Here is a 25,559-nt window from a genome sequence, read left to right on the forward strand (position 1 = left end):
GGCAGTTCCCTTTGGGAAAAGTTGGGATTACAGCGCCTTCATGGTGCCTTTCGGCAGAACGGCAGCTACGAAGTCACGTTTGATGACCACTTCAGTGGTGTCGTTCAGGGCGATAGCAATGTAGCCATTTTCAGCCACTTTGGTTACGCGACCCACCAGACCACCGTTAGTCAGTACTTCATCGCCTTTCGCAATGGAGTTCATCAGGTTTTTGTGCTCTTTGGTGCGCTTCTGCTGTGGACGCAGGATCATGAAGTAGAAGATCAGACCGAACACAACCAGCATCAGAATCAGAGACATCGGGCTGCCCTGCGCTGGAGCACCTGTTGCCGCTACCGCATCAGAAATAAAAAAGCTCATTCAAATTCCCTCATTATTAAAATTAATCAACGTTCAACGGTGGAACATCCCGCCCCTGACGTTGGTAGAAATCGGTCACGAAGCTCTCTAATTTACCCTCTTCGATAGCCTTACGTAAACCAGCCATTAAGCGCTGATAATAACGAAGATTATGAATGGTATTGAGACGCGCGCCCAAAATCTCGTTGCAACGATCGAGATGATGCAGATACGCGCGAGAATAATTGCGACAGGTATAGCAATCGCACTCGGAATCGAGCGGGCTGGTGTCACTCTTATGCTTCGCGTTACGGATTTTCACCACGCCATCGGTAACGAACAAATGGCCGTTACGCGCGTTGCGGGTTGGCATGACGCAGTCGAACATATCAATGCCGCGGCGTACGCCTTCAACCAGATCTTCTGGTTTACCCACGCCCATCAGGTATCGTGGTTTATCCGCCGGGATTTGCGGGCAGACATGCTCCAGAATGCGGTGCATGTCTTCCTTCGGCTCACCCACAGCCAAACCGCCGACAGCGTAGCCATCAAAACCTATCTCTACCAGACCTTTAACAGAGATATCGCGTAAATCTTCGTAAACGCTGCCCTGGATAATGCCGAACAGCGCATTTTTGTTCTGCAGGGAGTCAAAACGATCACGGCTACGCTTCGCCCAGCGCAGAGACATCTCCATGGAGCGTTTTGCGTAGTCCCAGTCAGCAGGGTACGGCGTACATTCGTCGAAGATCATCACGATGTCAGAGCCGAGATCGTACTGAATCTCCATCGATTTTTCGGGATCGAGGAAAATCGGATCGCCGTTGATCGGGTTACGGAAGTGTACGCCCTGCTCGGTGATCTTGCGGATATCGCCCAGGCTGAAGACCTGGAAGCCGCCGGAGTCGGTCAGGATTGGGCCTTTCCACTGCATGAAATCGTGCAGGTCGCCGTGGAGCTTCATGATCTCCTGACCCGGACGCAGCCACAGGTGGAAGGTGTTGCCGAGGATAATCTGTGCGCCAGTGGCTTCTACTTCTTCCGGCGTCATCCCTTTTACGGTGCCGTACGTGCCCACAGGCATAAACGCGGGGGTTTCCACCACGCCGCGATCAAACACCAGGCGACCGCGACGCGCGCGGCCATCGGTGGTATCGAGTTCAAATTTCATTTTTTCTCCGACGTCAGAAAAACAGTCCAACGTTGTAAAACGGTGCCGCGGACTTATTCCCCGACACGCTCATTCAAAGCCAGCGGATTGTACGTGATAAACATCGCGTCCCCGTAGCTAAAAAAGCGATATTTTTGTTCTACCGCAGACTTGTAGGCCGCCATCGTATGCTGATAACCGGCAAATGCCGACACCAGCATAATCAGCGTTGATTCAGGCAGATGGAAGTTGGTCACCAGCGCGTCAATCACTTTGTACTGATAGCCCGGGTAGATAAAGATCTGCGTATCGCCAAAGAACGGCTCGATAAGATCGCTCTTTGCGGCCTGCGCGGCGCTCTCGAGTGAGCGCACGGACGTTGTACCGACCGCCACGACGCGGCTACCGCGCGCTTTCGCCGCCAGCACCGCGTCCACCACGTCCTGAGGCACTTCAGCATACTCAGAGTGCATGATGTGATCTTCAATGCTGTCCACGCGCACCGGCTGGAAGGTTCCCGCGCCGACGTGCAGCGTCACGAACGCCATCTCCACGCCCTTCGCGCGCAGTTTCTCCAGCAGCGGCTCATCAAAATGCAGGCCCGCGGTCGGGGCAGCAACGGCGCCTGGCTTCTGGCTGTAGACGGTCTGGTACAGCTCGCGGTCGGCCTCTTCGTCCGGACGCTCAATATACGGCGGCAGCGGCATGTGGCCGATGGCGTTCAGGATATCGAGCACCGTGCGCTCGTCGTTGAACTCCACCTCAAACAGCGCATCGTGGCGCGCGGTCATGGTCGCTTTGATACTCTCATCATCGCCCAGCAGCAGTTCAGCGCCCGGCTTCGGCGCCTTAGACGCGCGAATATGTGCCAGAATACGTTTATCATCGAGCATACGTTCGACCAGCACTTCAATCTTGCCGCCGCTGGCTTTACGGCCAAACAGGCGCGCCGGGATCACGCGGGTATTATTAAAGACCAGCAGATCGCCAGGGTTGAGCTTGTCGAGCAAATCGGTGAAAGTACCGTGCGTCAGCTCGCCCGTTGGCCCATCCAGTGACAGTAAGCGACAGCTGCTGCGCTCAGGCATGGGATAGTGAGCAATCAGGGATTCAGGTAGTTCAAAGGAGAAATCGGCGACGCGCATGACGTATACTCGTGACTTAAAAACAGGCGGCATAGTCTAGTGCTCACACCCTTTTGCTGCAACAACTAGCCGCCCCCGGACAAATGAAACGCATGAATTTTCTCGCTCACCTGCATCTCGCTCACCTCGCTGACAGCTCCCTGTCCGGCAATTTGCTGGCCGATTTCGTACGCGGCAACCCCGCTGAGGACTATTCCCCTGAGGTTGTCGACGGGATTTTTATGCACCGCCGCATCGACGTGCTGACGGATAAGCTGCCGGAAGTGACGGAAGCCAAAGCGTGGTTTCGCCCTGAAACGCGCCGCGTTGCGCCGATCACGCTCGACGTGATGTGGGACCACTTTCTGTCGCGCCACTGGGAACAGCTGTCGCCGGAGATGCCCTTGCCGGCGTTTGTGCGCTATGCCCACCAGCAGGTGTCGATCATTCTGCCCGACTCGCCGCCGCGCTTTGTCAATCTGAATAACTACCTGTGGTCAGAGCGCTGGCTGGAGCGCTATCGCGAGATGGACTTCATTCAGAACGTGCTGAACGGGATGGCGAGCCGCCGACCGCGACTGGATGCGCTGCGGGATTCCTGGTATGACCTGGATGAACATTACGATGCGCTGGAAGCGCGTTTCTGGCAGTTTTACCCGCGCATGATGGCGCAGGCGAAAAACAAACAGCTCTGACAGAATTCGTATTGATAGGTAAAAGCTGGCGGAACGATTGTCACCACCTCTTTGTCTTATCCATGAACACTCTCTATACTGGCTCGCGTTGCGTTCCAAATAACCTTAGTATCTACAGGAGAATCATATGGTTCTGGTAACTCGTCCGGCTCCGGATTTTACAGCTGCAGCAGTTCTGGGCAACGGTGAAATCGTTGAAAACTTCAACTTCAAACAGCACACCAACGGTAAAGCGACCGTTCTGTTCTTCTGGCCAATGGACTTCACTTTCGTTTGCCCGTCTGAGCTGATTGCCTTCGACAAACGTTATGAAGAATTCCAGAAGCGTGGCGTGGAAGTTGTTGGCGTCTCCTTCGACTCTGAATTTGTACACAACGCATGGCGTAACACCCCTGTCGATAAAGGCGGCATCGGTGCGGTGAAATACGCAATGGTTGCGGACATCAAACGCGAAATCCAGCAGGCTTACGGTATCGAACATCCGGACGCTGGCGTTGCGCTGCGTGGTTCCTTCCTGATCGACGCTAACGGCATCGTTCGTCACCAGGTTGTGAACGATCTGCCGCTGGGTCGTAACATCGACGAAATGCTGCGCATGGTTGACGCGCTGCAGTTCCACGAAGAGCACGGCGAAGTGTGCCCGGCTCAGTGGGAGAAAGGTAAAGAAGGCATGAACGCGTCTCCAGACGGCGTGGCTAAATACCTGTCTGAGAACGTATCCAGCCTGTAATCGGCACGGTTTACGAAAAAGGCCCGCTTATGCGGGCCTTTTTTATGCCTTACGCTGCGTCTCTCGCCAGATGCGCCAGGCCATGCCCGCCAGCAGAATCACCCCCGCAATCAGCACGCCCCATACCAGAAGCGTGTTCATCCTGCTCTCCCGCTCGGCCGCAGAGGTAGCGGTCAGACGCTCCTGGCCGCCTAACGCGACATCATCCAGAATGTCGGCCTGCGGCAGGTTCGCCATGTCATAGGTCTTGCGCAGGTCGGCCGGGATCAGCATGCCGGGCTCCACGCTGGCAGGCTTCGCGGCGCCGTTGCCCCAGGCGAGCACGTACGGCGCTTTCCCCTGCGCGTTGAACACCAGGTCATAGCGGTCGCGATGTCCCGTGACGCTCGGCAGGTATTCTGGCAGACGCGCATTCAGCGTCGTGATTTTCACTGCCTGCACCAGCCCCCCGTTAAGCGAAACCGGTGGCGACGTTTTTCCCTCAAGACGGTAAAGGACCTCTTTCTTCAGAGGATGCCATGCGTCTTTTTCCGTACTCCGCCACGCGATCTCGACGGGAAGGACGCCGTCGCCATTCAGTGAGATGCTGACAGCACTCAGCGGCTGCGGGCGCGCCCAGTGCCACTGCGCTTCGCTTGTCGATAGCTGCTCCCCTTCCCCCTCAAGGTCGATAGCTTCCGGGGCCGCCTGGGCAGGTGCGCTGATTGCGTTTACGCCGGTCAAGGCTAGCCCCTGGCTCTGCGCATTCAGCACCACCATGAGATAGCGATTCGCATCGGGAGATAAAACCGTATCGGTATCGATCCGATCGAGCTTAAGACGGTCCTGGCCGCTGACGACGTCCAGCAATGGCATATCCTCGCGCAGGGTATACCAGCGCTTAAGATCCTCGCTGTAATAGACCGACGCCGTTCCCTGCCACGGCGTCTGCGGGGTATTCCAGAGCAGCTGCAGCTGGGATATAGCGATCTCGCCCGTCGCCTGTTCCGGCAGGGTCAGCAGATAATGTTGCCCGGCTGCGGCTGCTTTTTGCCCCTCCAGCACAATCTCAACGCCGTTTCCGGAACGGAGCAGGATCTTATCGCTATCACCGGATCCTCGCGAAGCCGCAAGCGGCGAGGCGTCCAGCGGGAAGAGGCGCAGCGCGGTGGATTGCACCGCCCCCTGCGGACGCGTCGCGCTGACCAGGCTGAAGGGAACCGGCTCGCCCGACTGGTTAAAGACGCGAACATCATGCAGATCCGGCGACGTGCTTTGCTCATAGACGGCGAGCGGCAGCATCACCCGATACCACTGGGAGGGAACAGACGTATCGAGTGAAAGACCAAAAGCATAGTCCCGGGGCGATTCCATTTGTCCCTCGTCGCAAAACGCCGGGCCGGAAAGCGCCAGCAGCGCGGTACAGGCTACCGCCTTCATCCATTTCATTTTTCATCTCCTGTTTTGGGCGGTAGCGGTGAGAAATACCCCACGATCAGAACCAGTATCGCCACGCCGATAAACGCCACCGCGCGCGACAAACCGCCTCCGCCCGCGCTGTCCACCAGCATCAGTTTAACCATCACCACGCCCAGCAGCGCGGCACCGCAGAGCCACTCCTGCCGGGAAGCCCGACGGGTGGCATGGATCATGACCACCAGCGCGCTCAGCATCCAGAACAGGGCAAAACTGGTCTGGATAAGCCGCGAATCCCACAGCGATGCCATTTTCCAGGCTACGTCGCCGTACCAGGCCAGGGCGCGCATCAGCGCGCCGTTCAGCCACCAGAAGCCAAACGCCATCAGCGCAACGGCAGGCCACGGGCGGGCCTGCGAGAGCCACGCCGGGTAGTAGCGATCCACCGCCCGATAAAAGACGACCAGCCCCAGCAGCGCGAACACCGCGCCTTCCTCAAGCGGGTTTATCAGCGGCAGCCAGGTCTGACGATAGATCACGCCGTCCTGGAAATTGGTCACCACCAGCAGTACCAGCAGCGCCACGACCGCGGGGATCGGCGCCAGGCAGGCGTAGAGTGCAGGCCACTCCCGGAACGGCCACCCTCGACGCCGTACGGCTGCAGAGAGCCCCATAATTACCCCGCCGCATGCTGCCATCGCTACTCCGCTGCCCCAGGCCGCCATGCCCCACGGCAATGAACGGGCAAACCAGTAAAGCTCAGCCGCCAGCGCCAGCAAAATCATCCAGAACAGCGACAAATGCAGCCCCATCGCGATGCGCGGCAGGAGTCTTTCATCGTCGCGCCGCAACAGCATCAGCGCGGCAGGAAGCGCAACGCACCAGGCGAGATTTGACCAGCCGGCGGCAACGATCTGCTGATGCCAGAGCTGATAACCCACCATCAGCAGCATAACCGGCCACAGCAGCCATTTGCTGGCATCCAGCTCCCGCCACGTCAGGCGAGCAGCTACCTGTCGCCAGCCCCAGGCCGACACCGCCGTCAGCGCCAGCACGCCCGCCAGAATCGGCAATTCCTGCGTCATCACCAGCCCCGATGCGCCCAATAGCGCCACCAGCCAGAACAGCAGTCCTCCTGCCAGCAGCGCCCGGCTGAGCGGCAGGAAGAGAGTCCTCCACAGCCAGGCCGCAGCCAGCCAGCAAAGGCTGAGGATGGTGAAGATCAGCAGCAGGCTCAGGGACGTAACGCCGTTCGCTTGCGCCCACAGCGCGCTGCCAAGCGCCAGCACCAGCAGCGCCGTCCCGCTATAGCTCATGCGACGCTGGTTCTGCTGTACGCCCAGCCAGAGGATACCCAGCCCTTCCAGCGCCCAGGCCATCGCCGTCCAGCGCGCCGACAGCGCCAGCGGAATGGCGAGCGTGGCAAATCCGCCGCCAATAGCCAGCGCCGCCATGACCAGAGGTCGCCCGATAGAGGGATAGCGCCGCAGCGCAAGGAACGCGAGGGTAAGATAAAATGCGCCGTAGCCCAGCGCGCTCAGGGCCGGTCCATACTCCCAGTACCGGGTCATGCCGTACTGCATCCCGAAACCGATCAGCGGCGGGGCAAACAGCAGCACGCCGTCAATAATTTGCTTCCCTTTCTCCTGCGCCCGCAGCGACAGCGCCACGCTCAGGACGCCGAATATCAGCGTATTGGCGATCAGGAACAGCTGGCAGACCCAATAGTCTTCAGGCTGGTAGTCATTCAGCCCCCACAGGCCGCCCACGCCGAACGTAAACAGTAGCCCGAGCAGATTCAGCTCGCGCCAGTGCTGCCAGATGCTGATAGCGAAAATGCCGATGGAAAGCAGGAGATAGAAAGAGAACAGCGCCACAAAGCTGCCGCCCCCGGTAGACAGCAGCAGCGGCGCAAGATACCCGCCGAGGCTTGCCAGCATGGCAAGGCTCAGCGCCTTCTGCAGCACCGCCAGCCCGACGCTCGCCGCGCATATCACCACCAGAAGCGCAAAGGCCAGCGTCATCGGCAGCATTTGCCAGAGCCGGAATGCGCCAAACACCGTCAGGTAGAGCACGCCGGTCGCCCCGCCCTGGAGGATCAGGGCATAGACACGCTGCCTGTGCCGCAGCCGCCACCCGACCGCCAGCAGAACGATGGCAAACAGCGCCATTGCCACGAGGCGCAGCTCAAGCGGGAACAGGGAATGTTCAACGGTATAGCGAAGCAGGAATGACAGACCGAGGAAGAGCAGCAGGATCCCAAGCTTCGCCAGCGGATTACCCTGCATAAACCAGCGCGCAAGCGACGTCAGGATGCCGCCAAAGGCAGAAGGCTGTTTTGCCGCAGGCGTCGGAGCCGGAGCGGGTTGTGCCACGGCTGCGGAAGTATCGGAACGCCAGGGGTCGACAGGCGCGGGAGCATCTTCAACCATCGGCGCGGTCACGACCGCCGGAGCGGCAGACTGCACCGGCTCTGGCGCTATCTCATTCGCGCCGCGCTGCTCAAGCGCCTCAATGCGCTGGCGTAGCCGGGCGATCTCCTGTCGCGCCGCCGTACTTCGGTTAAAGCCAATAACCGCAAGCACGGGCGCAACCACCAGCGCAAAAACCAGGAACAAACAGCCAAGGATGTAAAGCTCGTCCATGTTTCCACCTTCACCGTAAACGATCCGTTAAGATTGACACAAATAGTTGCATTTGCGCCATCTTAAAAGGTGGAAACATTAACAGGTCTTAACTGCCGAACCAGATCGTCGCGGATACCGCAGGCAGCGCCAGCACGCCGTCCTGTATCGTCGCCTTGCCCTCTTTATTCTTCCACGCCGCCACCTTCAGCAACGGTGAATCATCCAGCACCACTTCGCAGGCTTCGCCCCGGTTAATGGCCACCAGCACACGCTGCTGATTGTAGACGCGAGCAAACACTACCACGTTATCGTGGGCATACACCACCTGACAGCCGCCGTAGCGCAGGGCGAGACTCTGCTTACGCAGCCTCACCAGCCGCTGATACAGGCTGAACAGCACCTTGTCCTGCTTCTCTGGCTCCCACGGGAAGGTTTTACGGCAGAACGGATCGTTGTTGCCGTCCAGCCCCACTTCGTCTCCATAATAGATGCACGGCACGCCCGGCCAGGTGAAGAGCCAGGTGACCGCCAGCGGCAGACGCGCCGCATCCTTGCCGAGCAGGGATTTAAAGCGGGCGGTATCGTGGCTATCGAGCTGGTTGAACATCCGCAGCTGCTGCTGATGGGACAGACCGGCGCGATAGTTCTCCATCCACGCCATGCAGGTTTCAGCGTCGATATGATTCGGATCGTAGGAGATATCGGTGTTAGCGAGAAATCCCCACAGCGGGAAAGTAAAGCCGCGATAGTTCATCGCCGCATCTTCCGCATCGTTCTGCAGCCACTGGCGCGCGTCGCCAAAGTGCTCGCCAAAGACGAACGCCTCCGGCTGGGCCGCTTTTGCCGAGCGCGTAATCCCGGCGACGTGCTGAAGGTTATTCCGCGCCCCGCCGGCTTCACCGAGCATATGCACCACGTCCAGCCGCCAGCCGTCCATATTCCACGGCGCCTTCAGCCAGTGACGGACGATGCTGTCTTCACCGCCGTAGATTTCATTCACGAGCGTTGGCGACTGGAAATCCAGCTTTGGCAGGCTGGCGTAACCCAGCCAGTCCAGCGCGCGGCCCTCCTCGTTAAAGCTGTACCAGTCGCGCTGCGGCGAGTCCGGGTTATGACATGCCCCGCCCATCGACTGGTTATGACGGTCAAACCAGGCGTGCGAATCTCCGCTGTGGTTGAACACGCCGTCCAGAATCAGGCGCATGCCTTCGTTTTGGGTGTTCTTACGCAGGCGCAGCAGCGCCTCGTCACCGCCAAACTGCGCGTCAACGTGGCGATAATCTTCGGTATCGTATTTGTGCACGCTCGGGGCTTTAAACACCGGGTTGAGATACAGCGCCGTCACGCCGAGCTTTTTCAGGTACGGTAGCTTTTCGCTGATCCCGTCGAGATCGCCGCCGTAAAAAGTGGATCCACCCGCCTGTGCGGTTAACGGCTCGTCCCACGCTTTCAGGATAATGTCGTGGCCCGCCGCATGGTGGTGATAGATCTTATCCTGGTCGGCGGTGCGCTTTTCGCTGCGCGCAAAACGGTCCGGGAAAATCTGGTAAAACACCTGATCGTTAACCCACTGCGGGCCGTTATCCGGGTAATCGACCGCGAACTGCTCCAGCCGTGCGGGCGGGAAACGGCTAAACCCCTGCGGGGTAAACCACAGCTGGCGGTTATTCCACAGCAGTTTGAAGCTGTAGCGGCGGCGCGGCTGTCCGCTGCTCAGGTCGATATTCGCCCGCCACGCAGTGATCCCCGGCTGCGGCTGGCTGCGCAGCCTGTGCATTTTCAGCCCGGTCTCTTCGTTATCTATTTCGGCGCGGAGCGTCACGCGTTCAGGCTGATTTTCCCCCGCCAGCCAGAGCGTAATCACAAGGTTGTCTTTGTTTTGCTTAACAAATGGGGCAACCGGAAGGTGCCAGGCGTTTAACATCACGAATCCCCTTTGATGAAATTGACGTCACCTTGCCACAGGGTGGTTAAGGATAGCTCATCACGTTCGGGATTATTGGGGGAGGAGAAAGGAGGAGGAGGCATCAGTGCGGCCTGATGCCCTCACCCCAACCCTCTCCCACAGGGAGAGGGAGAAAAAATATTACTGTGCTTCCGCCAGCTGACGGTCGCGGCGGCATTTAAACACCCAGCCCACCAGCAGCAGGACGATCCACGCGCAGCCCACGTACAGGGAAATGCGGGTATCCGGATGGTAGCCAATCAGGCCAATGATAAACACCAGGAAGATCAGCCCGACGACGGTCGTCGCAACGCCGCCCGGTACTTTGAACTTCAGCGCTTTCGCCTCATCCGGCGACAGACGACGGCGGAACGCGATCTGCGACAGCAGGATCATGATCCACACCCACACCGTCGCGAAGGTCGCCAGCGATGCGATCACCAGGAAGACGTTCTCCGGCATGATGTAGTTCAGGTAAACCGAGAACAGCAGCGCCACGGTCATCACCACAACGGTCACCCACGGCGTGCCGCGGCGTGAGGTTTTGGCGAACACCTTCGGCGCACTGCCCTGCTCCGCCATGCCGTGCAGCATACGGCCCACGCCAAAGACGTCACTGTTAATCGCGGAGAGCGACGCGGTGAGCACCACAAAGTTCAGAATGCTGGCCGCAAAGGCAATCCCCATATGCTGGAAGGTCAGAACAAACGGGCTACCGTTGGTGCCTACCTGATTCCACGGGTAGATGGACATAATCACGAACAGCGTACCCACGTAGAACACCAGAATACGCATCGGCACCGAGTTGATGGCGCGCGGAATGGACTTCTCCGGGTCTTTCGCTTCCCCGGCGGTAATACCGATAATCTCGATACCGCCGTAGGCAAACATCACCATCTGCAGCGACATCACCATTCCGAGCCAGCCGTTGCTGAAGAAGCCCCCGTTGCTCCAGAGGTTATGGATGCCGGTCGGCTGCCCGCCGTTGCCGATTCCCCAGATGATGATGCCGAAACCGGCCACGATCATGATGATAATGGTGGCGACCTTGAAGAAGGAGAACCAGAACTCCAGCTCACCGAACACCTTCACGCTCATCAGGTTAACGGCGCAAATGATCAGCACCACGCTCAGCACCCAAATCCAGTGCGGCACCGCCGGGAACCAGACGCCCATATAGATGCCAAACGCCGTCACGTCGGCAATTGCCACAATCAGGATTTCAAAACAGTAGGTCCAGCCGGTGATAAACCCGGCCAGCGGGCCGAGGTTTTCCTGCGCGTAGCGGGAGAAGGAGCTGGCGGACGGGTTGTGAACCGACATTTCGCCGAGGGCGCGCATGATGATATACGCCGCCACGCCGCCGATAATGTACGCCAGCAGAACGCTGGGACCGGCCATTTTGATGGCATCTGCCGAGCCATAAAAAAGACCGGTGCCGATAGCAGAGCCCAGCGCCATAAAGCGGATGTGACGCGTGCTCAATCCACGTTTAAGTTTGTTAGTGCTTTCCATTTAAATCTTGCCATTCAACACGAAAAAAACAAAAAACCACGGGGCCTTAAGCCCCGTGGTTAAACAGTTTGTTGCCGTTGATTAATGAGCGTTCGATGCGACCTGACGCCCTGCAGCACGGTCCCAGATAATCGCCAGGACCAGTGCAACAACGGTAGGCATCAGCCAGGCCAGCCCCTGCTCGGACAGCGGCAGACGCTGTGTCCATGCCGGCAGTATGTGCGCGAAAGCTGATGCTTTAATCCCGTCAAGGATACCAAAAATCAGGCTGATAAACATGGCTGGCGCAATAATTCGTGAAGAGTTGTTCCACCACGGGCGAGTAAAGCTCAGCACGACCAGCACGATACACGGCGGATAAATCGCCGTCAGCACCGGAATCGAGACCTGAATCAGGTGGCTCAGACCGAGGTTGGACACCGCCATAGAGAAGATGCCGAGGATAAACACCAGGGTGCGGTAAGAGAGCGGCAGATACTGTGCAAAGAACTCTGCGCAGGCGCAGGTCAGGCCAACCGCCGTCACCAGACACGCCAGGAAAATCAGCGCTGCCAGCAGCATACTGCCCGCACCGCCGAAGGTGTGCTGAACGTAGGCGTGCAGGATAGCCGCACCGTTGGCGTTCTGCTCAACCAGCATGGCGCTGTCGGAGCCCAGACGGAACAGCGCCAGATAGAGCAGCGTCAGCCCCACGCCGGCCATCAGGCCAGCCCAGATGGTATATCGGGTCAGCAGACGCGCTTCGGTCACACCGCGGGAACGCGCGGCGTTAACGATAACGATACCAAACACCATGGCGCCCAGCGTATCCATCGTCAGGTAGCCGTTCACAAAGCCGTTAGAGAACGCGGCGTTTTTATAGGCGTCCATCGCGTCGCTAATCGGGCCCGCTGGCCAGACGATGGCCGCTACCGCCAGAACAATCAGCGCCACAATTTTCAGCGGAGCCAGGAAGTTACCCACGGTATCCAGCAGCTTGCCCGGATAGAGGGAAACCAGAATCACGATCGCGAAGTAGATCAGGCTATAGATAAACAGCGGCATCGCGCCGTCACCGGTCAGGGGAGCAATACCCACTTCGAAGGAAACGGTTGCCGTACGCGGGGTCGCAAACAGCGGGCCAACGGCGAGATAGCAGACGGTTGCCAGCAGAACGCCCGCCACTTTGCCAATCGGGGTGCTGAGGCTATCCACACCGCCGCCGACTTTCGCCAGCGCAACGACGGTCAGAACCGGCAGACCCACGGCAGTAATCAGGAAACCAAACGCGGCGGTCCAGACGTGTTCACCCGCCTGTAAGCCAACCATTGGAGGGAAAATGATGTTGCCTGCGCCAACGAACAGCGCAAATGTCATAAAGCCCAGCGCGATGATGTCACGCGATTTTAAGTGATGGGTCATAAAACCTTACTGCCTGTGGATGTGGTGTTGAAAACATTGAGATTTTCGATTTCCCTGACGGGACGATACAGCCGAAAATTTGCTCAATTTCAGCGGGAAATGCTCCCGTCCTGGCGTGGAGAAGAATAGTTTTTCGATTTACCACGCAAATACAGTCGGTCTGACAGTATCTGGGGCGCAATTTAAACGCTTATAACGTTTAAAGGCAAGGTGGGATCGCAAAACCAGAACAATATGCCAGCATGAAAACACACCTCAGAACAATACGCTATTTATAAGAAAAACCCATGGCTAATCATGCGAACAAAAAACAGTCAGCCGTATAAAATTCATCCGCGTTTCGCTTGACTGCAAAGCAAACGGGCCAGCAGACGCTGACCCGTGGAAAGGTAAAATGACACGCCTGCCGTCAGGCGATCTTTTTGGCAATTAATCGTTCCGGAATAACGAAACTGAAGCGGGTTCCTTTACCCAGCGTACTCTGAATATCGAGACGGCTTTCATGGTGATTCACCGCGTGTTTCACAATTGCCAGCCCCAGACCGCTTCCGCCTGTCTGCCGGGATCGCGCTTTATCCACACGGTAAAAGCGCTCGGTCAGACGCGGAATATGCTCAGGTGCAATCCCCGGCCCGTTGTCTTCCACGCTAAACTCAGCCCCCGTTGGGACATGATGCCAGCGCACCACGATATTCGTCCCCTCCGGCGTATGATTTACCGCGTTATACACAAGGTTGGAAATGGCGCTCCGCAGTTCATCTTCGCTGCCCAGCACCTTCAGCGTATTGTCGACCTCAAAGGTCAGGTGATGCTTTTTATGGCTTAACGTCTGCGCTTCACGCTCAACGACCCGCAGCATCATTGGCACATCAATGGTGTCATTTAGCGCGAGCGACGGCGCCGCTTCAATCTTCGAGAGCGTCAGCAGTTGCTTCACCAGCCCTTCCATCCGGTGCGTTTGCTCGCGCATGGTGTGCAGCGCTTTTTCACGCGGCGCGCCTTCAAGCGTTTGCTCCTGCATCATCTCCAGGTAGCCCTGAAGCACGGTCAGCGGGGTACGCAGTTCGTGACTGACGTTGGCGAAGAAGTTGCGACGCGCCCCTTCCAGCTGGTGCATCTGGGTGACATCGCGCGCCACCATCAGCCACTGCTTATCGCTGTAGGGCATCACGCGGATTTCCAGATGGCGACCATTATTGAGCTTCAGATTGTGCGGGCGGGTAAAATCACGCTTTTTCAGATACAGCGTAAATTCGGGATAACGCAGAAGGTTGAGGATATTCTGGCCATTGTCGTCGGGCCAGCGCAGGCCCAGCAGCTGTTGCGCAAGGCCGTTACACCAGAAGATCGTCCCTTCTTCGGTCGTCAGAATAACGGCATCCGGCAGCGACTCTGCACCGCTGCGAAAACGCTTAATCAGGCTTCCCAGCTCGCGGCGACGCTTTTTATTACGCATCTGCATCTGATGCAGACCGTACAGCAGCGGCTCCCAGCTGCCGCTTCCCGGCGGCGGCGTCATACTTCGGTCAACCCACAGCCACCAGGAGAGGCGCAGCAGGTTCCAGAAATGCCAGATCAGCAGCCCGGTGACCGACGCCAGCAGAAACCACGGCAGGTGTCCAAGAAAGGCCCCCAGAAGGAAGGCCGGAATACAGCATAAGATCAGTTCAAAGACGAGCCTTTTCCATGACAGACGTTCCAGCACGCGTCACACTCCTGTCATTGTTCAGAAACGGGTAGAAAAACGATAACCCGTGCCGCGGACCGTCTGCACCATGCGATCGTGGCCGCTCAGTTCCAGTGCTTTTCGCAGGCGGCGAATATGTACGTCAACCGTCCGGTCTTCGACATACACGTTAGTTCCCCAGACGTTATTCAGCAACTGCTCGCGGCTGTAAACGCGTTCCGGGTGGGTCATAAAGAAGTGCAGGAGTTTAAATTCGGTAGGCCCCATGTCGAGAGGATTTTCACCGGTCATGACGCGGTGTGAGGTGGGGTCAAGGCTCAGCCCCTGCATCTCAATCACCTCTTCCACCGCCATCGGCGAAATACGGCGCATCACGGCTTTAATGCGGGCAACCAGCTCTTTTGGAGAGAACGGTTTAGTAATGTAATCGTCCGCGCCGGTCTCCAGACCGCGAACGCGATCCTCTTCTTCTCCGCGCGCCGTGAGCATCACAACCGGGATGTCGCGGGTCAGCGCTTCACGCTTCAGGTGTTTGATAAACTGCAGTCCGGAGCCGCCGGGCAACATCCAGTCCAGCAGAATCAGATCGGGCCAGGGTTCATTCAGCTGGTTCACTGCGCTGTCATAATCTTCCGCTTCAACCGGCTGGAAGCCGTTTTGCTCGAGCACGAAGCACACCATTTCACGAATTGGAGCTTCATCTTCTACGACCAGAATACGTCTCGCCATACTTTGCCCTGTCTTATCTTATTTAAGTTACAAGTTTGTAATTCGGCGCCATTATGCGTCAGATTTATGACAGATTTATGAAAAACAGTACCACGATAAGGGGCAAACCGTTGTTTTATTACAGCGGTTATTTTCCCGTCTCTGAACGTTTATAATCCTGCTTTCTCTTTTTTGCCACGGATCAGCTATGCGCATACTTCACACCTCGGACTGGCATCTGGGTCAAAATTTTTACAGCAAAAGCCGTGCGGCTGAACATGAAGCCTTCCTGAACTGGCTGCTGGAAACGGCCCGGACGCACGAGGTGGACGCGATTATTGTGGCGGGTGACATCTTTGATACCGGCTCGCCCCCCAGCTATGCGCGTGAACTGTACAACCGCTTCGTGGTGAATTTGCAGCAAACCGGCTGTCATCTGGTGATTGTCGCCGGCAACCATGATTCCGTCGCGACGCTCAATGAATCCCGCGACATCCTGGCATTTCTCAATACCACCGTCGTCGCCAGCGCCGGGCACGCTTCGCAGATCCTGAAAAAACGCGACGGCACGCCGGGGGCGGTGTTGTGCCCCATTCCCTTTTTACGGCCGCGCGACATCGTGCAAAGCCAGGCGGGGCTGTCGGGTGCGGAAAAGCAGCAGCATCTATTACAGGCCATCACCGACTATTATCACCAGCAGCACGCCGATGCCTGCGCCCTGCGCGGCGACCAGCCGATTGCGGTGATTGCGACCGGCCATCTCACCACCGTCGGGGCCAGTAAAAGTGACGCCGTACGTGACATCTATATCGGCACGCTGGACGCCTTTCCGGCGCAGAACTTCCCGCCAGCCGACTACATTGCGCTCGGACATATTCACCGGGCGCAGATCGTCGGCGGCAGCGAGCACATCCGCTACTGCGGCTCGCCAATTTCGCTCAGCTTTGACGAAACGGGCAAGGCCAAATCCGTCCATCTGGTGAGCTTCTACGAAGGGAAACTTCACGCCGTCGAGACGCTGGAGGTGCCCGTCACCCAGCCGCTGGCGGTGCTGAAGGGCGATCTTGACGCCATTACCGCCCAGCTTGAGCAGTGGCGCGGCGCGGCGCTTAACCCGCCCGTCTGGCTGGATATCGAAATCACCACCGACGACTACCTGCACGATATGCAGCGTAAAATTCAGGCGCTGACGGAAGATTTACCCGTCGAAGTCTTACTGGTACGCCGCAGCCGCGAGCAGCGCGAGAAAATTCTGTTAAGCGCTCAGCGTGAAACGCTCAGTGAGCTTCGGGTTGAAGAGGTGTTTGAACGCAGGCTCTCGCAGGAAGAAATTGACGACGCGAAGCGCGCAAGACTCAGCGAACTGTTCAGCCATACCCTGCATGCGCTCAATGATGAGGAAGAAAACGCATGAAAATTTTGAGCCTGCGCCTGAAAAATCTCAACTCCCTCAAGGGCGAGTGGAAAATTGACTTTACCGCGGAGCCGTTTGCCAGCAACGGGCTGTTTGCCATCACCGGCGCGACCGGGGCAGGTAAAACCACCCTGCTTGACGCCATCTGTCTGGCGCTTTATCACGAAACGCCGCGACTTCAGAAGGTCTCTCAGGCGCAAAACGACCTGATGACGCGCGACACCGCCGAGTGCCTGGCGGAAGTGGAGTTCGAGGTAAAAGGCACCGCCTATCGCGCATTCTGGAGCCAGAACCGCGCGCGCAACCAGCCGGACGGCAACCTGCAGGCGCCGCGCGTGGAGCTGGCGCGCTGCGAAGATGGCAAAATCCTGGCCGACAAAGTGACGGATAAACTGGAGCAAACCGCCGCGCTCACCGGGCTGGACTATGGCCGCTTCACCCGCTCCATGCTGCTCTCACAGGGGCAGTTTGCTGCCTTCCTTAATGCCAGGCCGAGCGATCGCGCCGAGCTGCTGGAAGAGCTGACCGGCACCGAGATCTACGGACAGATTTCCGCCATGGTGTTTGAAAAACACAAAGCCGCCCGCAGCGTGCTTGAAAAGTGCGAGGCGCAGGCGGCGGGCGTCGTGCTGTTGAGCGAAGAGCAACAGCAGCAGTTGCAGCAAAGTTTGCAGGCGCTTACTGACGAAGAGAAAACCCTGCTGGTTCAGCAGCAAAGCCAACATAAAGATTTTCAGTGGCTTACGCGCCATGATGAGCTCGTGCTTGAGCAACAGCGCGTCACCGCGATGCAGCAGCAGGTGCAACAGGCGCTGACGAACGCTGCGCCAGAGCTGGCAAAGCTCCAGCTTGCTCTGCCCGCCGCCCAGCTTCGACCGCTTTGGGAGCACCAGCAGGAGCAAACCGCGCGCCTGACGCAAACCCAGCAGCGAATTATTGAAGTAAATACTCGCTTACAAGCCAAAACCGCGCTGCGCGCGCGGATCCGTCATACCGCCCAGCGTAATCATGAGCAGCTTCAGACCGAGCAGACGGCGCTGGCGCAGTGGCTGGCGGAGCACGAACGCTATCGCCTGCTGGGGCAGGAGATTGCCGGCTGGCGTGCCCAGTTCTCTCAGCTTAACCGCGACAAAACGCAGTTAGCCTCGCTTGCTGCGCGGATGGGGGAATTACGCAACAGGCTGGCTGAGATGCCGGAAAATTCGCTGACGCTGACGGCAGATGAGGTCAGTGCGGCCATGGAGCAGCAGTCCCGGTCACGCACGCTGCGTCAGCGGCTGACGTCGCTGCATGCCCGCTATCAGCCGCTACAAAAGCGCCTGCGCCAGAGCGATGAAAGCGTGCTGAAGGCCCAGGCCGAACAAAACAAACTCAATGAAACGCTGACGCTGCGTCGCCAGCAGTACAAAGAGAAACACCAGCACTATCTGGACCTCAAGGCCCTGTGCGAAACCGAAGCGACGATCAAAAAGCTGGAACATTATCGTTCGCAGCTTGAGGCCGGCAAACCCTGTCCGCTGTGCGGCTCCAGCGAGCATCCCGCCGTTGCGCAATACCAGTCGCTTGAGCTGACGGATAACCAGCGCCGCCGTGATGACCTGGAAAAAGAGGTCGCCGCGCTTAAAGAGGAAGGCCTGCTGGTGCTGGGACAGGTTAATGCCCTGACGCAGCAGATCCAGCGCGAGACAGACGAAGCGCAGATGCTATCTCAGGAAGAGCAAGCACTCACTAAAGAGTGGATGGAAGCCTGCACTTCCCTGAACATCGCGTTGAATATTCAGGAAGATATCACGCCATGGATGAACGAGCAGGAACAGTACGAGCGCCAGCTCTATCAGCTCAGCCAGCGTCTGACCCTGCAAAACCAGCTGAACGAGCAGGAAGTGCAGGAGCGACAGCATCTGCAGCAGCTGACGGCGGCGCGCCAGGCGCTGGAAAACACCCTACTTTCGCTATCGCTTAACGTACCTGAAGACGGGAATGAAGCCGCCTGGCTGCACGCCCGCGAAGCGGAATTCGCGCAGTGGCAGGAGAAACAAACGCAGCACGGCGTGCTTCTGGAACGCATAAACGCTCTCAAGCCGCTGCTCGACACGCTTCCGGAAACGAAAAGCGAAGAGGCCGAACCGACCATTCCGGACGGCTGGCGAGACGTCCACGATGAATGCGTGTCGCTACAAAGCCAGCTCACCGCGCAGCAGCAGCAGGAAAAGCTGGAGCAAGAGCGCCTGCTGCAGTCGCAGGCACAGTTCACCGCGGCGCTCGCAGCGAGCTGCTTTGCCGATCGGGACGCGTTCCTTGCCGCCCTGCTGGATGACGACGCTATTCGTCGCCTCGAACAGCTGAAGCAGTCGCTGGAAAGCCAGATACAGCAGGCCGCGGCCCTTTCCGGCCAGGCTAACCAGCAGCTGCATTCTCATCTGGCGCTGCGGCCGGAAGGGCTCAACGCCGATGCCCCCACGCTGCAAACCCAGCTGCTGCAGCTGGCGCAACGGCTTCGCGAGAACACGACGCATCAGGGCGAGATTCGCCAGCAGCTTAAGCAGGACAGCGATAACCGTCAGCACCAGCTGGCGTTGATGCAGCAAATTGAAGAGGCCGCGCGCGAGGCGGACGACTGGGGTTATCTGAACGCGCTGATCGGCTCCAGCACCGGCGACAAGTTCCGTAAATTCGCGCAGGGGCTGACGCTGGATAATCTCGTCTGGCTTGCTAACCAGCAGCTTAACCGTCTGCACGGGCGTTATCTGCTGCAGCGCAAGGCCAGCGACGCGCTGGAGCTGGAAGTGGTCGATACCTGGCAGGCGGATGCGGTGCGCGATACCCGTACGCTCTCGGGCGGCGAGAGCTTCCTCGTCAGCCTGGCGCTGGCGCTGGCCCTTTCCGATCTGGTGAGTCATAAGACGCGGATCGATTCCCTGTTCCTGGATGAAGGGTTCGGCACGCTCGACAGTGAAACGCTGGATACCGCGCTGGATGCGCTCGACGCGCTGAACGCCACCGGGAAAACCATCGGCGTGATCAGCCACGTAGAGGCGATGAAAGAGCGCATTCCGGTGCAGATCAAGGTGAAGAAGATCAACGGGCTGGGATACAGCAGGCTGGATAAGGTGTTTGCGGTGGAATAAATGGGGATCGATGCGGTCTGGTGCCCTCACCCTGGCCCTCTCCCACGGGGAGAGGGTACAAACATCAAAAACAGCAACTTTCGTTGCTGTTTTGCTTTTACCTTGCCTCACTCTGGCCCTCTCCCACAGGGAGAGGGAATAAACATTATTTGCTTTTATTCCGGCCACAGCCACGCCGCGCCGCGCACGCCGCTGGAGTCACCGTGGACAGCTTTGCGGATCGGGGTTTCACACTCGCCGCCGAAGACCCACTGTTTGACAAGGTTCGGTACCGTGGCGTACAGCCGGTCAACGTTGCTCATGCCGCCGCCGAGCACAATCACGTCCGGATCGAGAATATTCACCACGTGCGCCAGGGATTTCGCCAGCCGCATTTCGTAGCGGCTAAGGGCCAGCTCGGCGACCGGATCCTGTTCTTCGACCAGACGCATGATTTCGTTGCCCTTTAACGGCTGGCCGCTTAAGCGGTGGTAGTCGGTCGCAAAACCGGTGCCGGAGATAAACGTCTCAATACAGCCCTGCTTTCCGCAGTAGCACGGCACTTCAGCGCGGTATTTAAGCTCGTCTTCATCCATCCACGGCAGCGGGTTGTGTCCCCACTCGCCCGCGGTGCCGTTACCGCCGATATGGGCGCGTCCGCCGAACGCCACGCCCGCGCCGCAGCCGGTACCGACGATCACGGCAAATACGGTCTGAGCACCGGCCGCCGCGCCGTCGATGGCCTCAGAGACCGCCAGGCAGTTGGCGTCGTTGGCCAGACGCACTTCCCGGTTCAGACGTTGGCTCAAATCTTTGTCAAACGGCTGACCGTTGAGCCAGGTGGAGTTGGCATTTTTAACCACCCCGGTATACGGCGAGATCGAACCCGGGATCCCCATCCCGACGCTGCCGGTTTGCCCTGTCGCCTGCTCTGCCATCTCAACCAGGCTGGCAATCGTCTCGATAGTCTGGTGATAATCATCGCGCGGCGTCGGCAGACGATGGCGAAACAGCTGCTCCCCCTGCTCGCTCAGTGCGATGACTTCTGTTTTGGTGCCGCCCAAATCGATCCCAATACGCACAAGACTCTCCTCATTATTTTGATTATCAACAGAGTAGAAGCACGCTTCCCGATTAGCAATGCAAGCGATGCGACAATTCGTTATCATGCCCGCTGATTTAACGACAAGGCCGTGGAAATTATCATGCTGTGGTTCAAAAATTTGATGGTTTACCGTCTCAGCCGCGACGTTTCGCTGCGTGCAGAAGAGATGGAAAAACAGTTAGCCGCTTATACCTTTTCCCCTTGCGGTAGCCAGGATATGGCGAAAACCGGCTGGGTTCCGCCAATGGGTTCACAAAGCGATGCACTGACCCACGCCAGCAGCACGGGTCAAATCATCGTCTGCGCCCGTAAAGAAGAGAAAATCCTGCCGACGCCGGTGGTTAAGCAGGCGCTCGAAGCGAAAATTTTCAAGCTGGAAGCCGAACAGGGCCGCAAGCTGAAAAAGACCGAAAAAGATTCGCTGAAAGACGAAGTGCTGCACTCCCTGCTGCCGCGCGCCTTCAGCCGCTTCAGCCAGACCATGATGTGGATCGACACCGTCAACGGGCTGATCATGGTGGACTGCGCCAGCGCCAAGAAAGCAGAAGATACGCTGGCCCTGCTGCGTAAAAGCATCGGATCTTTACCGGTCGTTCCGCTGGCGCTGGAAACGCCGATCGAGCTGACGCTGACCGAATGGGTACGCAGCGGCGCTGCGGCTCAGGGTTTCCAGATCCTTGATGAAGCCGAGCTGAAAGCCCTGCTGGAAGATGGCGGCGTGATCCGCGCGAAGAAGCAGGATCTGGTGAGCGACGAGATCGCTGTACACATCGAAGCGGGTAAAGTGGTCACTAAACTGGCGCTCGACTGGCAGCAGCGCATTCAGTTCGTGATGTGCGACGACGGCTCCGTGAAGCGTCTGAAGTTCTGCGACGAGCTGCGCGATCAGAACGAAGATATCGACAGGGAAGATTACGCCCAGCGCTTTGACGCGGACTTCATTCTGATGACCGGCGAGCTGGCCGCGTTGATTCAGAATCTGGTGGAAGGTCTCGGCGGCGAAGCGCAGAGATAACAGGCAAAACGCAGGCCGGGTAAGCGTTAGCGCCACCCGGCTTATTTTTTATTTCAGGTAGCGGCACAGATAAGAGGTAGGTTCAGCGACCTGCAAATGGAACTCGCTGTGGCCAGGGACGTTGAAAACTTGCCCGGCAGCGTAAACTTTCCATTCCGTTTCACCCGGCAGTAAGACGTTCAGCGCCCCGCTGACGACCGTCATTTCTTCAGCTTCCGCCGTGCCAAAGGTATATTCCCCTTCCGCCATAACGCCAACACTGGCGCGGCCAGTGCTGCTGCTGGTAAAACCAATGGATTTCACTTTACCGGAAAAGTATTCGTTACTTTGAAGCATGAACTGGCCCTTATATTTTTAGATAAAAATTCACTATAGGGGCCTTGCTCATCACCTGTCACGCAAAATCATTACATGAGGAGTTCCGAGGCCAGGCGAGCCATCAGAACGTTGGATAACAGCACGGGAACATCCAGCGCTTTTTGCAGCAGATCACGATGATGCTGATGGAAACCGAGGCAGTCCAGGATCAATACATCTGCCCCTCTCTCAAGCAGCTCCTTCCCGGCAGCAATGAGCTTGGCCTCACTGTCCCAGAACGGATTTGCCAGCGCATACAAGGGCACTTTTTCCAGCACGTGCCACTTTGCCTCCTGGTTATCCATGAGCTCCTCAATGGGCACAATCACCCCCACCTGATGACCATCCACGATGGAGGCCACCAGCGGTGGAATGATCCGCATCGGCTCCAGCAAAATCGCATTACGCGCCGTGAGGCCCTTAATGGGCGCTGTACTCATCAGCAAAATAACGTCATAACCTTGATTATCGAGCACTTCTATCACGCCCTGCAGCGAGCGCTCGATTTTCTGACGCGAAACGTGCGCCAGTTTACCGTCGCTTAATAACGTCGCCAGGGGATCCTCCCCCGCCTCGACAGCGTAGTCTTCCATGACCTCTTCCCGACTCATCTTCCCCAGCAGGCTAAGATGCGTTATCTGTTGTTCAGATACATGCTCGGTTAAGAGCGGTAACACTTCGCTTACAGGGACCACACCAATGGTGAGGATCGCCAACGTTGCCTTCATCTTGATCGCCTTCCATTACTCCAACATCGTGCACACAGGTACAGGCTCACTACGCTGCACAGTTCATTTTTTCAACAAAACAGCACCAAGCGTAGCAGGCGATCACGACATCGAAATGTAAAGATCGCCTGCCGATACCGGAGTTACTTGTAATAACTAAATATTAACTCCTGCTTAACTTTCCCGATGAGTAAAAAGTGTGATTCAGGCACGATACTGGAACGTTTAGGAAAACATTCAGGTTATGTCGGGATCTTCATAGCGCCGTTTCGCATCCAGCGCTTCCTGTTCAGTCTCGTGTTCACTGATCAGCGAGTCCGGCTTGGGGTGATCGGCACGCAGTTGGTACCAGGTCACGGTATGACCCGTCTGGCCTTTTTCAACGGTAACAACGCGCGCTTCACGCGGATAGGGAGGTCTGGTTGGCATAGCTCATCCTTTTTTTATGTCTGAGCTATAAGTATAGACGCCGGTTAGCTGGCACAAGCCAAACGCAGGGCGGTAATAATCTGAATCACAACCTCTTCGGGAGAGGCTGACGCATCCACCACGTGGTGAGCCGCTTCGCGGTATAGCGCATCGCGTTCGGCCAGCACTTCGCTCACCTCTTCGCTGAGCGGCCTGGAGGTCAGCGCGGGGCGTTGCCCCTCTTCCGGAAAGGCTTCCAGCCGCCCTACCAGAGCCGACACCGGCGCGCTGAGATAAATCACAATCCCCTTTTCGCGCATAAAGTGACGATTGCACTCCGCCAGAACGATGCCGCCGCCGGTCGCGATCACGGCAGACGGGGTGGTGACCGCTTTCAGCGCGGCCGTTTCGCGCGCGCGAAAGCTCTCCCATCCCTCTTGCTCAACGATCTCAGCGATGGTTTTTCCGGCCTCGGTTTGCAGCCAGTGGTCGGTATCAACAAACTGGCGATGACACACGCGTGCCAGCTCCAGGCCAACGGTGGTTTTCCCACAGCCGCGGGGGCCAACTAAAAAGATGGGTTGGGTCATGCCAGGTGTTCCCCTTGATGCCGAATGGCTGAAGAGTGTAAAGAAATAATTGCAGAAGATGTTGCGATTACTTTACTGCAAAGCGGTACGGGATGACAACCCTGTGGAGGTCACACTGTACCACAAATTGACAATAATTATCATTACGCTGTGCGGCGCTTCACTTCCAGCAGCCATTTATCCAGCTCGGCAGCGAACTGCTGACGGTCGCGCTGGGACAGGCTGTCCGGTCCACCGGTCTGCACGCCGCTGGCCCGCATCGTATCCATAAAATCGCGCATGGTGAGCTTTTCCCGAATGGTCGAAGGCGAGTAACGCTCCCCGCGCGGATTGAGCGCCGCCGCCCCTTTCTCCAGCACTTCGGCAGCCAGCGGAATATCTGCCGTGATCACCAGATCCTCCGCGCTGCACAGGCGAACAATTTCGTTATCCGCCACGTCGAACCCGGCCGGCACGCGCAAAGAGCGGATAAACCGCGAAGGCGGTACGCGAATATTCTGGTTCGCCACCAGCGTCAGCGGCATCTGAACGCGCTCGGCGGCGCGAAACAAAATCTCTTTAATCACATTCGGACACGCGTCCGCATCAACCCAAATTGCCATATTGTCTCCCCATAATGACTCTGTCGACTATTGTCGCCTGCATTTCGTTGTTAAGCTATCAATCAGAGAAAACAACGCATAATGACGGAGAATCGTGATGGACAAGAAAATCGGGTTTATCGGCTGCGGTAACATGGGCAAAGCCATCCTGGGCGGTCTGATCGCCAGCGGACAGGTGCTGCCGGGTCAGATTTGGGTCTATACCCCGTCACCGGATAAGGTCGCCGCGTTGCGCGATCAATACGGGATCAACGCCGCCGAAAGCGCGCAGGAAGTCGCCCAGGTCGCCGATATCGTCTTTGGCGCCGTCAAGCCGAACATCATGATCAAAGTGCTGAGCGATATCACCTCCAGCCTGAATAAAGAGACGCTGGTCGTGTCGATTGCCGCGGGCGTCACGCTCGATCAGCTGGCGCGCGCGCTGGGTCACGATCGTAAAATCGTCCGCGCGATGCCCAATACCCCCTCGCTGGTCAATGCCGGCATGACCTCCGTCACGCCTAACGCGCTGGTGACCACGGAAGAAGTGGCCGACGTGCTGAATATTTTCCGCTGCTTCGGTGAAGCAGAAGTGATTGCCGAATCGATGATCCATCCGGTGGTTGGCGTGAGTGGCTCAGCCCCTGCCTATGTGTTCATGTTTTTAGAAGCGATGGCCGACGCCGCCGTGCTTGGCGGAATGCCGCGCGCGCAGGCGTATAAGTTCGCCGCACAGGCCGTCATGGGCTCCGCCAAAATGGTGCTGGAAACCGGCAAACATCCGGGTGAACTGAAAGATATGGTCTGCTCTCCTGGCGGTACCACCATCGAAGCGGTGCGGGTGCTGGAAGAGCGCGGGTTCCGCTCGGCCGTCATTGAAGCGATGGCAAAATGCATGGAAAAATCAGAGAAGCTGAGTAAATCCTGATTTCTGACCG

Annotated in this window: 22 protein-coding genes; 6 read left to right on the forward strand and 16 right to left on the reverse strand. The window is 57.8% G+C overall.

Translation table 11 applies throughout. The features are described 5' to 3' along the window. Positions 1-27: 27 nt before the first annotated feature. The 3 genes from yajC to queA are packed head-to-tail and all read right to left on the reverse strand — an operon-like array spanning position 28 to position 2,634. Positions 28-360, reverse strand: a complete 333-nt coding sequence (gene yajC / locus INF68_RS10670; protein WP_003859109.1) for a preprotein translocase subunit YajC — start codon at positions 358-360, stop codon at positions 28-30. A gap of 22 nt (positions 361-382) precedes the next feature. Further along, complete coding sequence (gene tgt / locus INF68_RS10675; protein WP_003859110.1) at positions 383-1,510, reverse strand: tRNA guanosine(34) transglycosylase Tgt; 1,128 nt, start codon at positions 1,508-1,510, stop codon at positions 383-385. Between the two features lie 53 nt (positions 1,511-1,563). Continuing rightward, complete coding sequence (gene queA, locus INF68_RS10680; RefSeq protein WP_047173805.1) at positions 1,564-2,634, reverse strand: tRNA preQ1(34) S-adenosylmethionine ribosyltransferase-isomerase QueA; 1,071 nt, start codon at positions 2,632-2,634, stop codon at positions 1,564-1,566. A gap of 92 nt (positions 2,635-2,726) precedes the next feature. Between queA and acpH the strand changes: the two genes are divergently transcribed. Both acpH and INF68_RS10690 read left to right on the forward strand, forming a co-directional pair. Beyond that, complete coding sequence (gene acpH, locus INF68_RS10685; protein WP_023310549.1) at positions 2,727-3,308, forward strand: ACP phosphodiesterase; 582 nt, start codon at positions 2,727-2,729, stop codon at positions 3,306-3,308. A 127-nt stretch (positions 3,309-3,435) separates the two neighbouring features. Further along, on the forward strand, positions 3,436-4,038 hold the full coding sequence (locus INF68_RS10690) for a peroxiredoxin (RefSeq protein ID WP_014168840.1): 603 nt from the start codon (positions 3,436-3,438) through the stop codon (positions 4,036-4,038). A 42-nt stretch (positions 4,039-4,080) separates the two neighbouring features. Here INF68_RS10690 and INF68_RS10695 read toward each other — a convergent pair whose 3' ends face one another. The 7 genes from INF68_RS10695 to phoB all read right to left on the reverse strand — a co-directional run bounded on the left by INF68_RS10695 (position 4,081) and on the right by phoB (position 15,337). Continuing rightward, entirely contained in the window at positions 4,081-5,466 is a 1,386-nt protein-coding gene (locus INF68_RS10695; RefSeq protein WP_126786041.1) for a DUF3999 domain-containing protein, read from the reverse strand. Then, the gene (locus INF68_RS10700) at positions 5,463-8,078 is read right to left on the reverse strand and encodes a DUF2339 domain-containing protein (protein ID WP_126786042.1); all 2,616 of its coding nucleotides are present in this window, start codon (positions 8,076-8,078) and stop codon (positions 5,463-5,465) included. Before INF68_RS10700 ends, INF68_RS10695 begins: the two co-directional genes overlap by 4 nt. Before the next feature lie 88 nt (positions 8,079-8,166). Then, positions 8,167-9,984, reverse strand: a complete 1,818-nt coding sequence (malZ, locus tag INF68_RS10705) for a maltodextrin glucosidase (RefSeq protein WP_126786043.1) — start codon at positions 9,982-9,984, stop codon at positions 8,167-8,169. 162 nt (positions 9,985-10,146) lie between these two features. Continuing rightward, positions 10,147-11,520 carry a proline-specific permease ProY gene (gene proY / locus INF68_RS10710; RefSeq protein ID WP_008503261.1) on the reverse strand — a complete coding sequence of 458 codons (1,374 nt, stop codon included), beginning with the start codon at positions 11,518-11,520 and terminating at the stop codon, positions 10,147-10,149. 81 nt (positions 11,521-11,601) lie between these two features. Next, complete coding sequence (gene brnQ, locus INF68_RS10715) at positions 11,602-12,921, reverse strand: branched-chain amino acid transporter carrier protein BrnQ (protein WP_023310545.1); 1,320 nt, start codon at positions 12,919-12,921, stop codon at positions 11,602-11,604. Between the two features lie 409 nt (positions 12,922-13,330). Next, on the reverse strand, positions 13,331-14,626 hold the full coding sequence (phoR, locus tag INF68_RS10720) for a phosphate regulon sensor histidine kinase PhoR (protein ID WP_109844809.1): 1,296 nt from the start codon (positions 14,624-14,626) through the stop codon (positions 13,331-13,333). 21 nt (positions 14,627-14,647) lie between these two features. Continuing rightward, on the reverse strand, positions 14,648-15,337 hold the full coding sequence (phoB, locus tag INF68_RS10725) for a phosphate response regulator transcription factor PhoB (RefSeq protein ID WP_008503265.1): 690 nt from the start codon (positions 15,335-15,337) through the stop codon (positions 14,648-14,650). Between the two features lie 187 nt (positions 15,338-15,524). Here phoB and sbcD point away from each other — a divergent pair, with 187 nt between their 5' ends. Together sbcD and sbcC are read left to right on the forward strand one after the other, a co-directional pair. Continuing rightward, entirely contained in the window at positions 15,525-16,730 is a 1,206-nt protein-coding gene (sbcD, locus tag INF68_RS10730; RefSeq protein WP_126786044.1) for an exonuclease subunit SbcD, read from the forward strand. Then, positions 16,727-19,858: an exonuclease subunit SbcC gene (gene sbcC, locus INF68_RS10735; RefSeq protein ID WP_126786045.1), complete on the forward strand. Its 3,132-nt coding sequence runs from the start codon at positions 16,727-16,729 to the stop codon at positions 19,856-19,858. Before sbcD ends, sbcC begins: the two co-directional genes overlap by 4 nt. 155 nt (positions 19,859-20,013) lie before the next feature. On the opposite strand, the gene mak is transcribed toward sbcC, so the two are convergent. Further along, the gene (mak, locus tag INF68_RS10740) at positions 20,014-20,919 is read right to left on the reverse strand and encodes a fructokinase (protein WP_023310541.1); all 906 of its coding nucleotides are present in this window, start codon (positions 20,917-20,919) and stop codon (positions 20,014-20,016) included. Positions 20,920-21,042: 123 nt separating this feature from the next. On the opposite strand from mak, the gene rdgC reads away from it, so the two are divergent. Then, positions 21,043-21,957, forward strand: coding sequence for a recombination-associated protein RdgC (gene rdgC, locus INF68_RS10745; RefSeq protein WP_023310540.1), 915 nt, complete (start codon positions 21,043-21,045; stop codon positions 21,955-21,957). Between the two features lie 48 nt (positions 21,958-22,005). Here the strand turns inward: rdgC and ppnP are convergent, their stop codons facing one another. From ppnP to INF68_RS10770, 5 genes are all read right to left on the reverse strand, one after another. Further along, positions 22,006-22,293 carry a pyrimidine/purine nucleoside phosphorylase gene (gene ppnP / locus INF68_RS10750; protein ID WP_008503270.1) on the reverse strand — a complete coding sequence of 96 codons (288 nt, stop codon included), beginning with the start codon at positions 22,291-22,293 and terminating at the stop codon, positions 22,006-22,008. A gap of 71 nt (positions 22,294-22,364) precedes the next feature. After that, positions 22,365-23,042: an AroM family protein gene (locus INF68_RS10755; RefSeq protein ID WP_008503271.1), complete on the reverse strand. Its 678-nt coding sequence runs from the start codon at positions 23,040-23,042 to the stop codon at positions 22,365-22,367. Between the two features lie 237 nt (positions 23,043-23,279). After that, complete coding sequence (gene yaiA / locus INF68_RS10760; protein ID WP_023310538.1) at positions 23,280-23,471, reverse strand: protein YaiA; 192 nt, start codon at positions 23,469-23,471, stop codon at positions 23,280-23,282. 44 nt (positions 23,472-23,515) lie between these two features. After that, positions 23,516-24,040, reverse strand: coding sequence for a shikimate kinase AroL (gene aroL / locus INF68_RS10765; RefSeq protein ID WP_023310537.1), 525 nt, complete (start codon positions 24,038-24,040; stop codon positions 23,516-23,518). A gap of 143 nt (positions 24,041-24,183) precedes the next feature. Next, the gene (locus tag INF68_RS10770) at positions 24,184-24,642 is read right to left on the reverse strand and encodes a YaiI/YqxD family protein (RefSeq protein WP_010428006.1); all 459 of its coding nucleotides are present in this window, start codon (positions 24,640-24,642) and stop codon (positions 24,184-24,186) included. A 97-nt stretch (positions 24,643-24,739) separates the two neighbouring features. Between INF68_RS10770 and proC the strand changes: the two genes are divergently transcribed. Continuing rightward, positions 24,740-25,549, forward strand: a complete 810-nt coding sequence (gene proC / locus INF68_RS10775; RefSeq protein ID WP_024906789.1) for a pyrroline-5-carboxylate reductase — start codon at positions 24,740-24,742, stop codon at positions 25,547-25,549. Positions 25,550-25,559 lie beyond the last annotated feature (10 nt).

The sequence above is a fragment of the Enterobacter cloacae complex sp. P16RS2 genome (assembly GCF_014982155.1).
In the GTDB taxonomy this organism is placed as follows: Bacteria; Pseudomonadota; Gammaproteobacteria; order Enterobacterales; family Enterobacteriaceae; genus Enterobacter; species Enterobacter cloacae_M.

Bases quoted from the DNA above. Each gene is read 5' to 3' on its own strand.
- yajC (WP_003859109.1), bottom strand. From the start codon at position 360: ATGAGCTTTTTTATTTCTGATGCGGTAGCGGCAACAGGTGCTCCAGCG.
- tgt (WP_003859110.1), bottom strand. From the start codon at position 1,510: ATGAAATTTGAACTCGATACCACCGATGGCCGCGCGCGTCGCGGTCGC.
- queA (WP_047173805.1), bottom strand. From the start codon at position 2,634: ATGCGCGTCGCCGATTTCTCCTTTGAACTACCTGAATCCCTGATTGCT.
- acpH (WP_023310549.1), top strand. From the start codon at position 2,727: ATGAATTTTCTCGCTCACCTGCATCTCGCTCACCTCGCTGACAGCTCC.
- INF68_RS10690 (WP_014168840.1), top strand. From the start codon at position 3,436: ATGGTTCTGGTAACTCGTCCGGCTCCGGATTTTACAGCTGCAGCAGTT.
- INF68_RS10695 (WP_126786041.1), bottom strand. From the start codon at position 5,466: ATGAAATGGATGAAGGCGGTAGCCTGTACCGCGCTGCTGGCGCTTTCC.
- INF68_RS10700 (WP_126786042.1), bottom strand. From the start codon at position 8,078: ATGGACGAGCTTTACATCCTTGGCTGTTTGTTCCTGGTTTTTGCGCTG.
- malZ (WP_126786043.1), bottom strand. From the start codon at position 9,984: ATGTTAAACGCCTGGCACCTTCCGGTTGCCCCATTTGTTAAGCAAAAC.
- proY (WP_008503261.1), bottom strand. From the start codon at position 11,520: ATGGAAAGCACTAACAAACTTAAACGTGGATTGAGCACGCGTCACATC.
- brnQ (WP_023310545.1), bottom strand. From the start codon at position 12,921: ATGACCCATCACTTAAAATCGCGTGACATCATCGCGCTGGGCTTTATG.
- phoB (WP_008503265.1), bottom strand. From the start codon at position 15,337: ATGGCGAGACGTATTCTGGTCGTAGAAGATGAAGCTCCAATTCGTGAA.
- sbcD (WP_126786044.1), top strand. From the start codon at position 15,525: ATGCGCATACTTCACACCTCGGACTGGCATCTGGGTCAAAATTTTTAC.
- sbcC (WP_126786045.1), top strand. From the start codon at position 16,727: ATGAAAATTTTGAGCCTGCGCCTGAAAAATCTCAACTCCCTCAAGGGC.
- rdgC (WP_023310540.1), top strand. From the start codon at position 21,043: ATGCTGTGGTTCAAAAATTTGATGGTTTACCGTCTCAGCCGCGACGTT.
- ppnP (WP_008503270.1), bottom strand. From the start codon at position 22,293: ATGCTTCAAAGTAACGAATACTTTTCCGGTAAAGTGAAATCCATTGGT.
- INF68_RS10755 (WP_008503271.1), bottom strand. From the start codon at position 23,042: ATGAAGGCAACGTTGGCGATCCTCACCATTGGTGTGGTCCCTGTAAGC.
- yaiA (WP_023310538.1), bottom strand. From the start codon at position 23,471: ATGCCAACCAGACCTCCCTATCCGCGTGAAGCGCGCGTTGTTACCGTT.
- aroL (WP_023310537.1), bottom strand. From the start codon at position 24,040: ATGACCCAACCCATCTTTTTAGTTGGCCCCCGCGGCTGTGGGAAAACC.
- INF68_RS10770 (WP_010428006.1), bottom strand. From the start codon at position 24,642: ATGGCAATTTGGGTTGATGCGGACGCGTGTCCGAATGTGATTAAAGAG.
- proC (WP_024906789.1), top strand. From the start codon at position 24,740: ATGGACAAGAAAATCGGGTTTATCGGCTGCGGTAACATGGGCAAAGCC.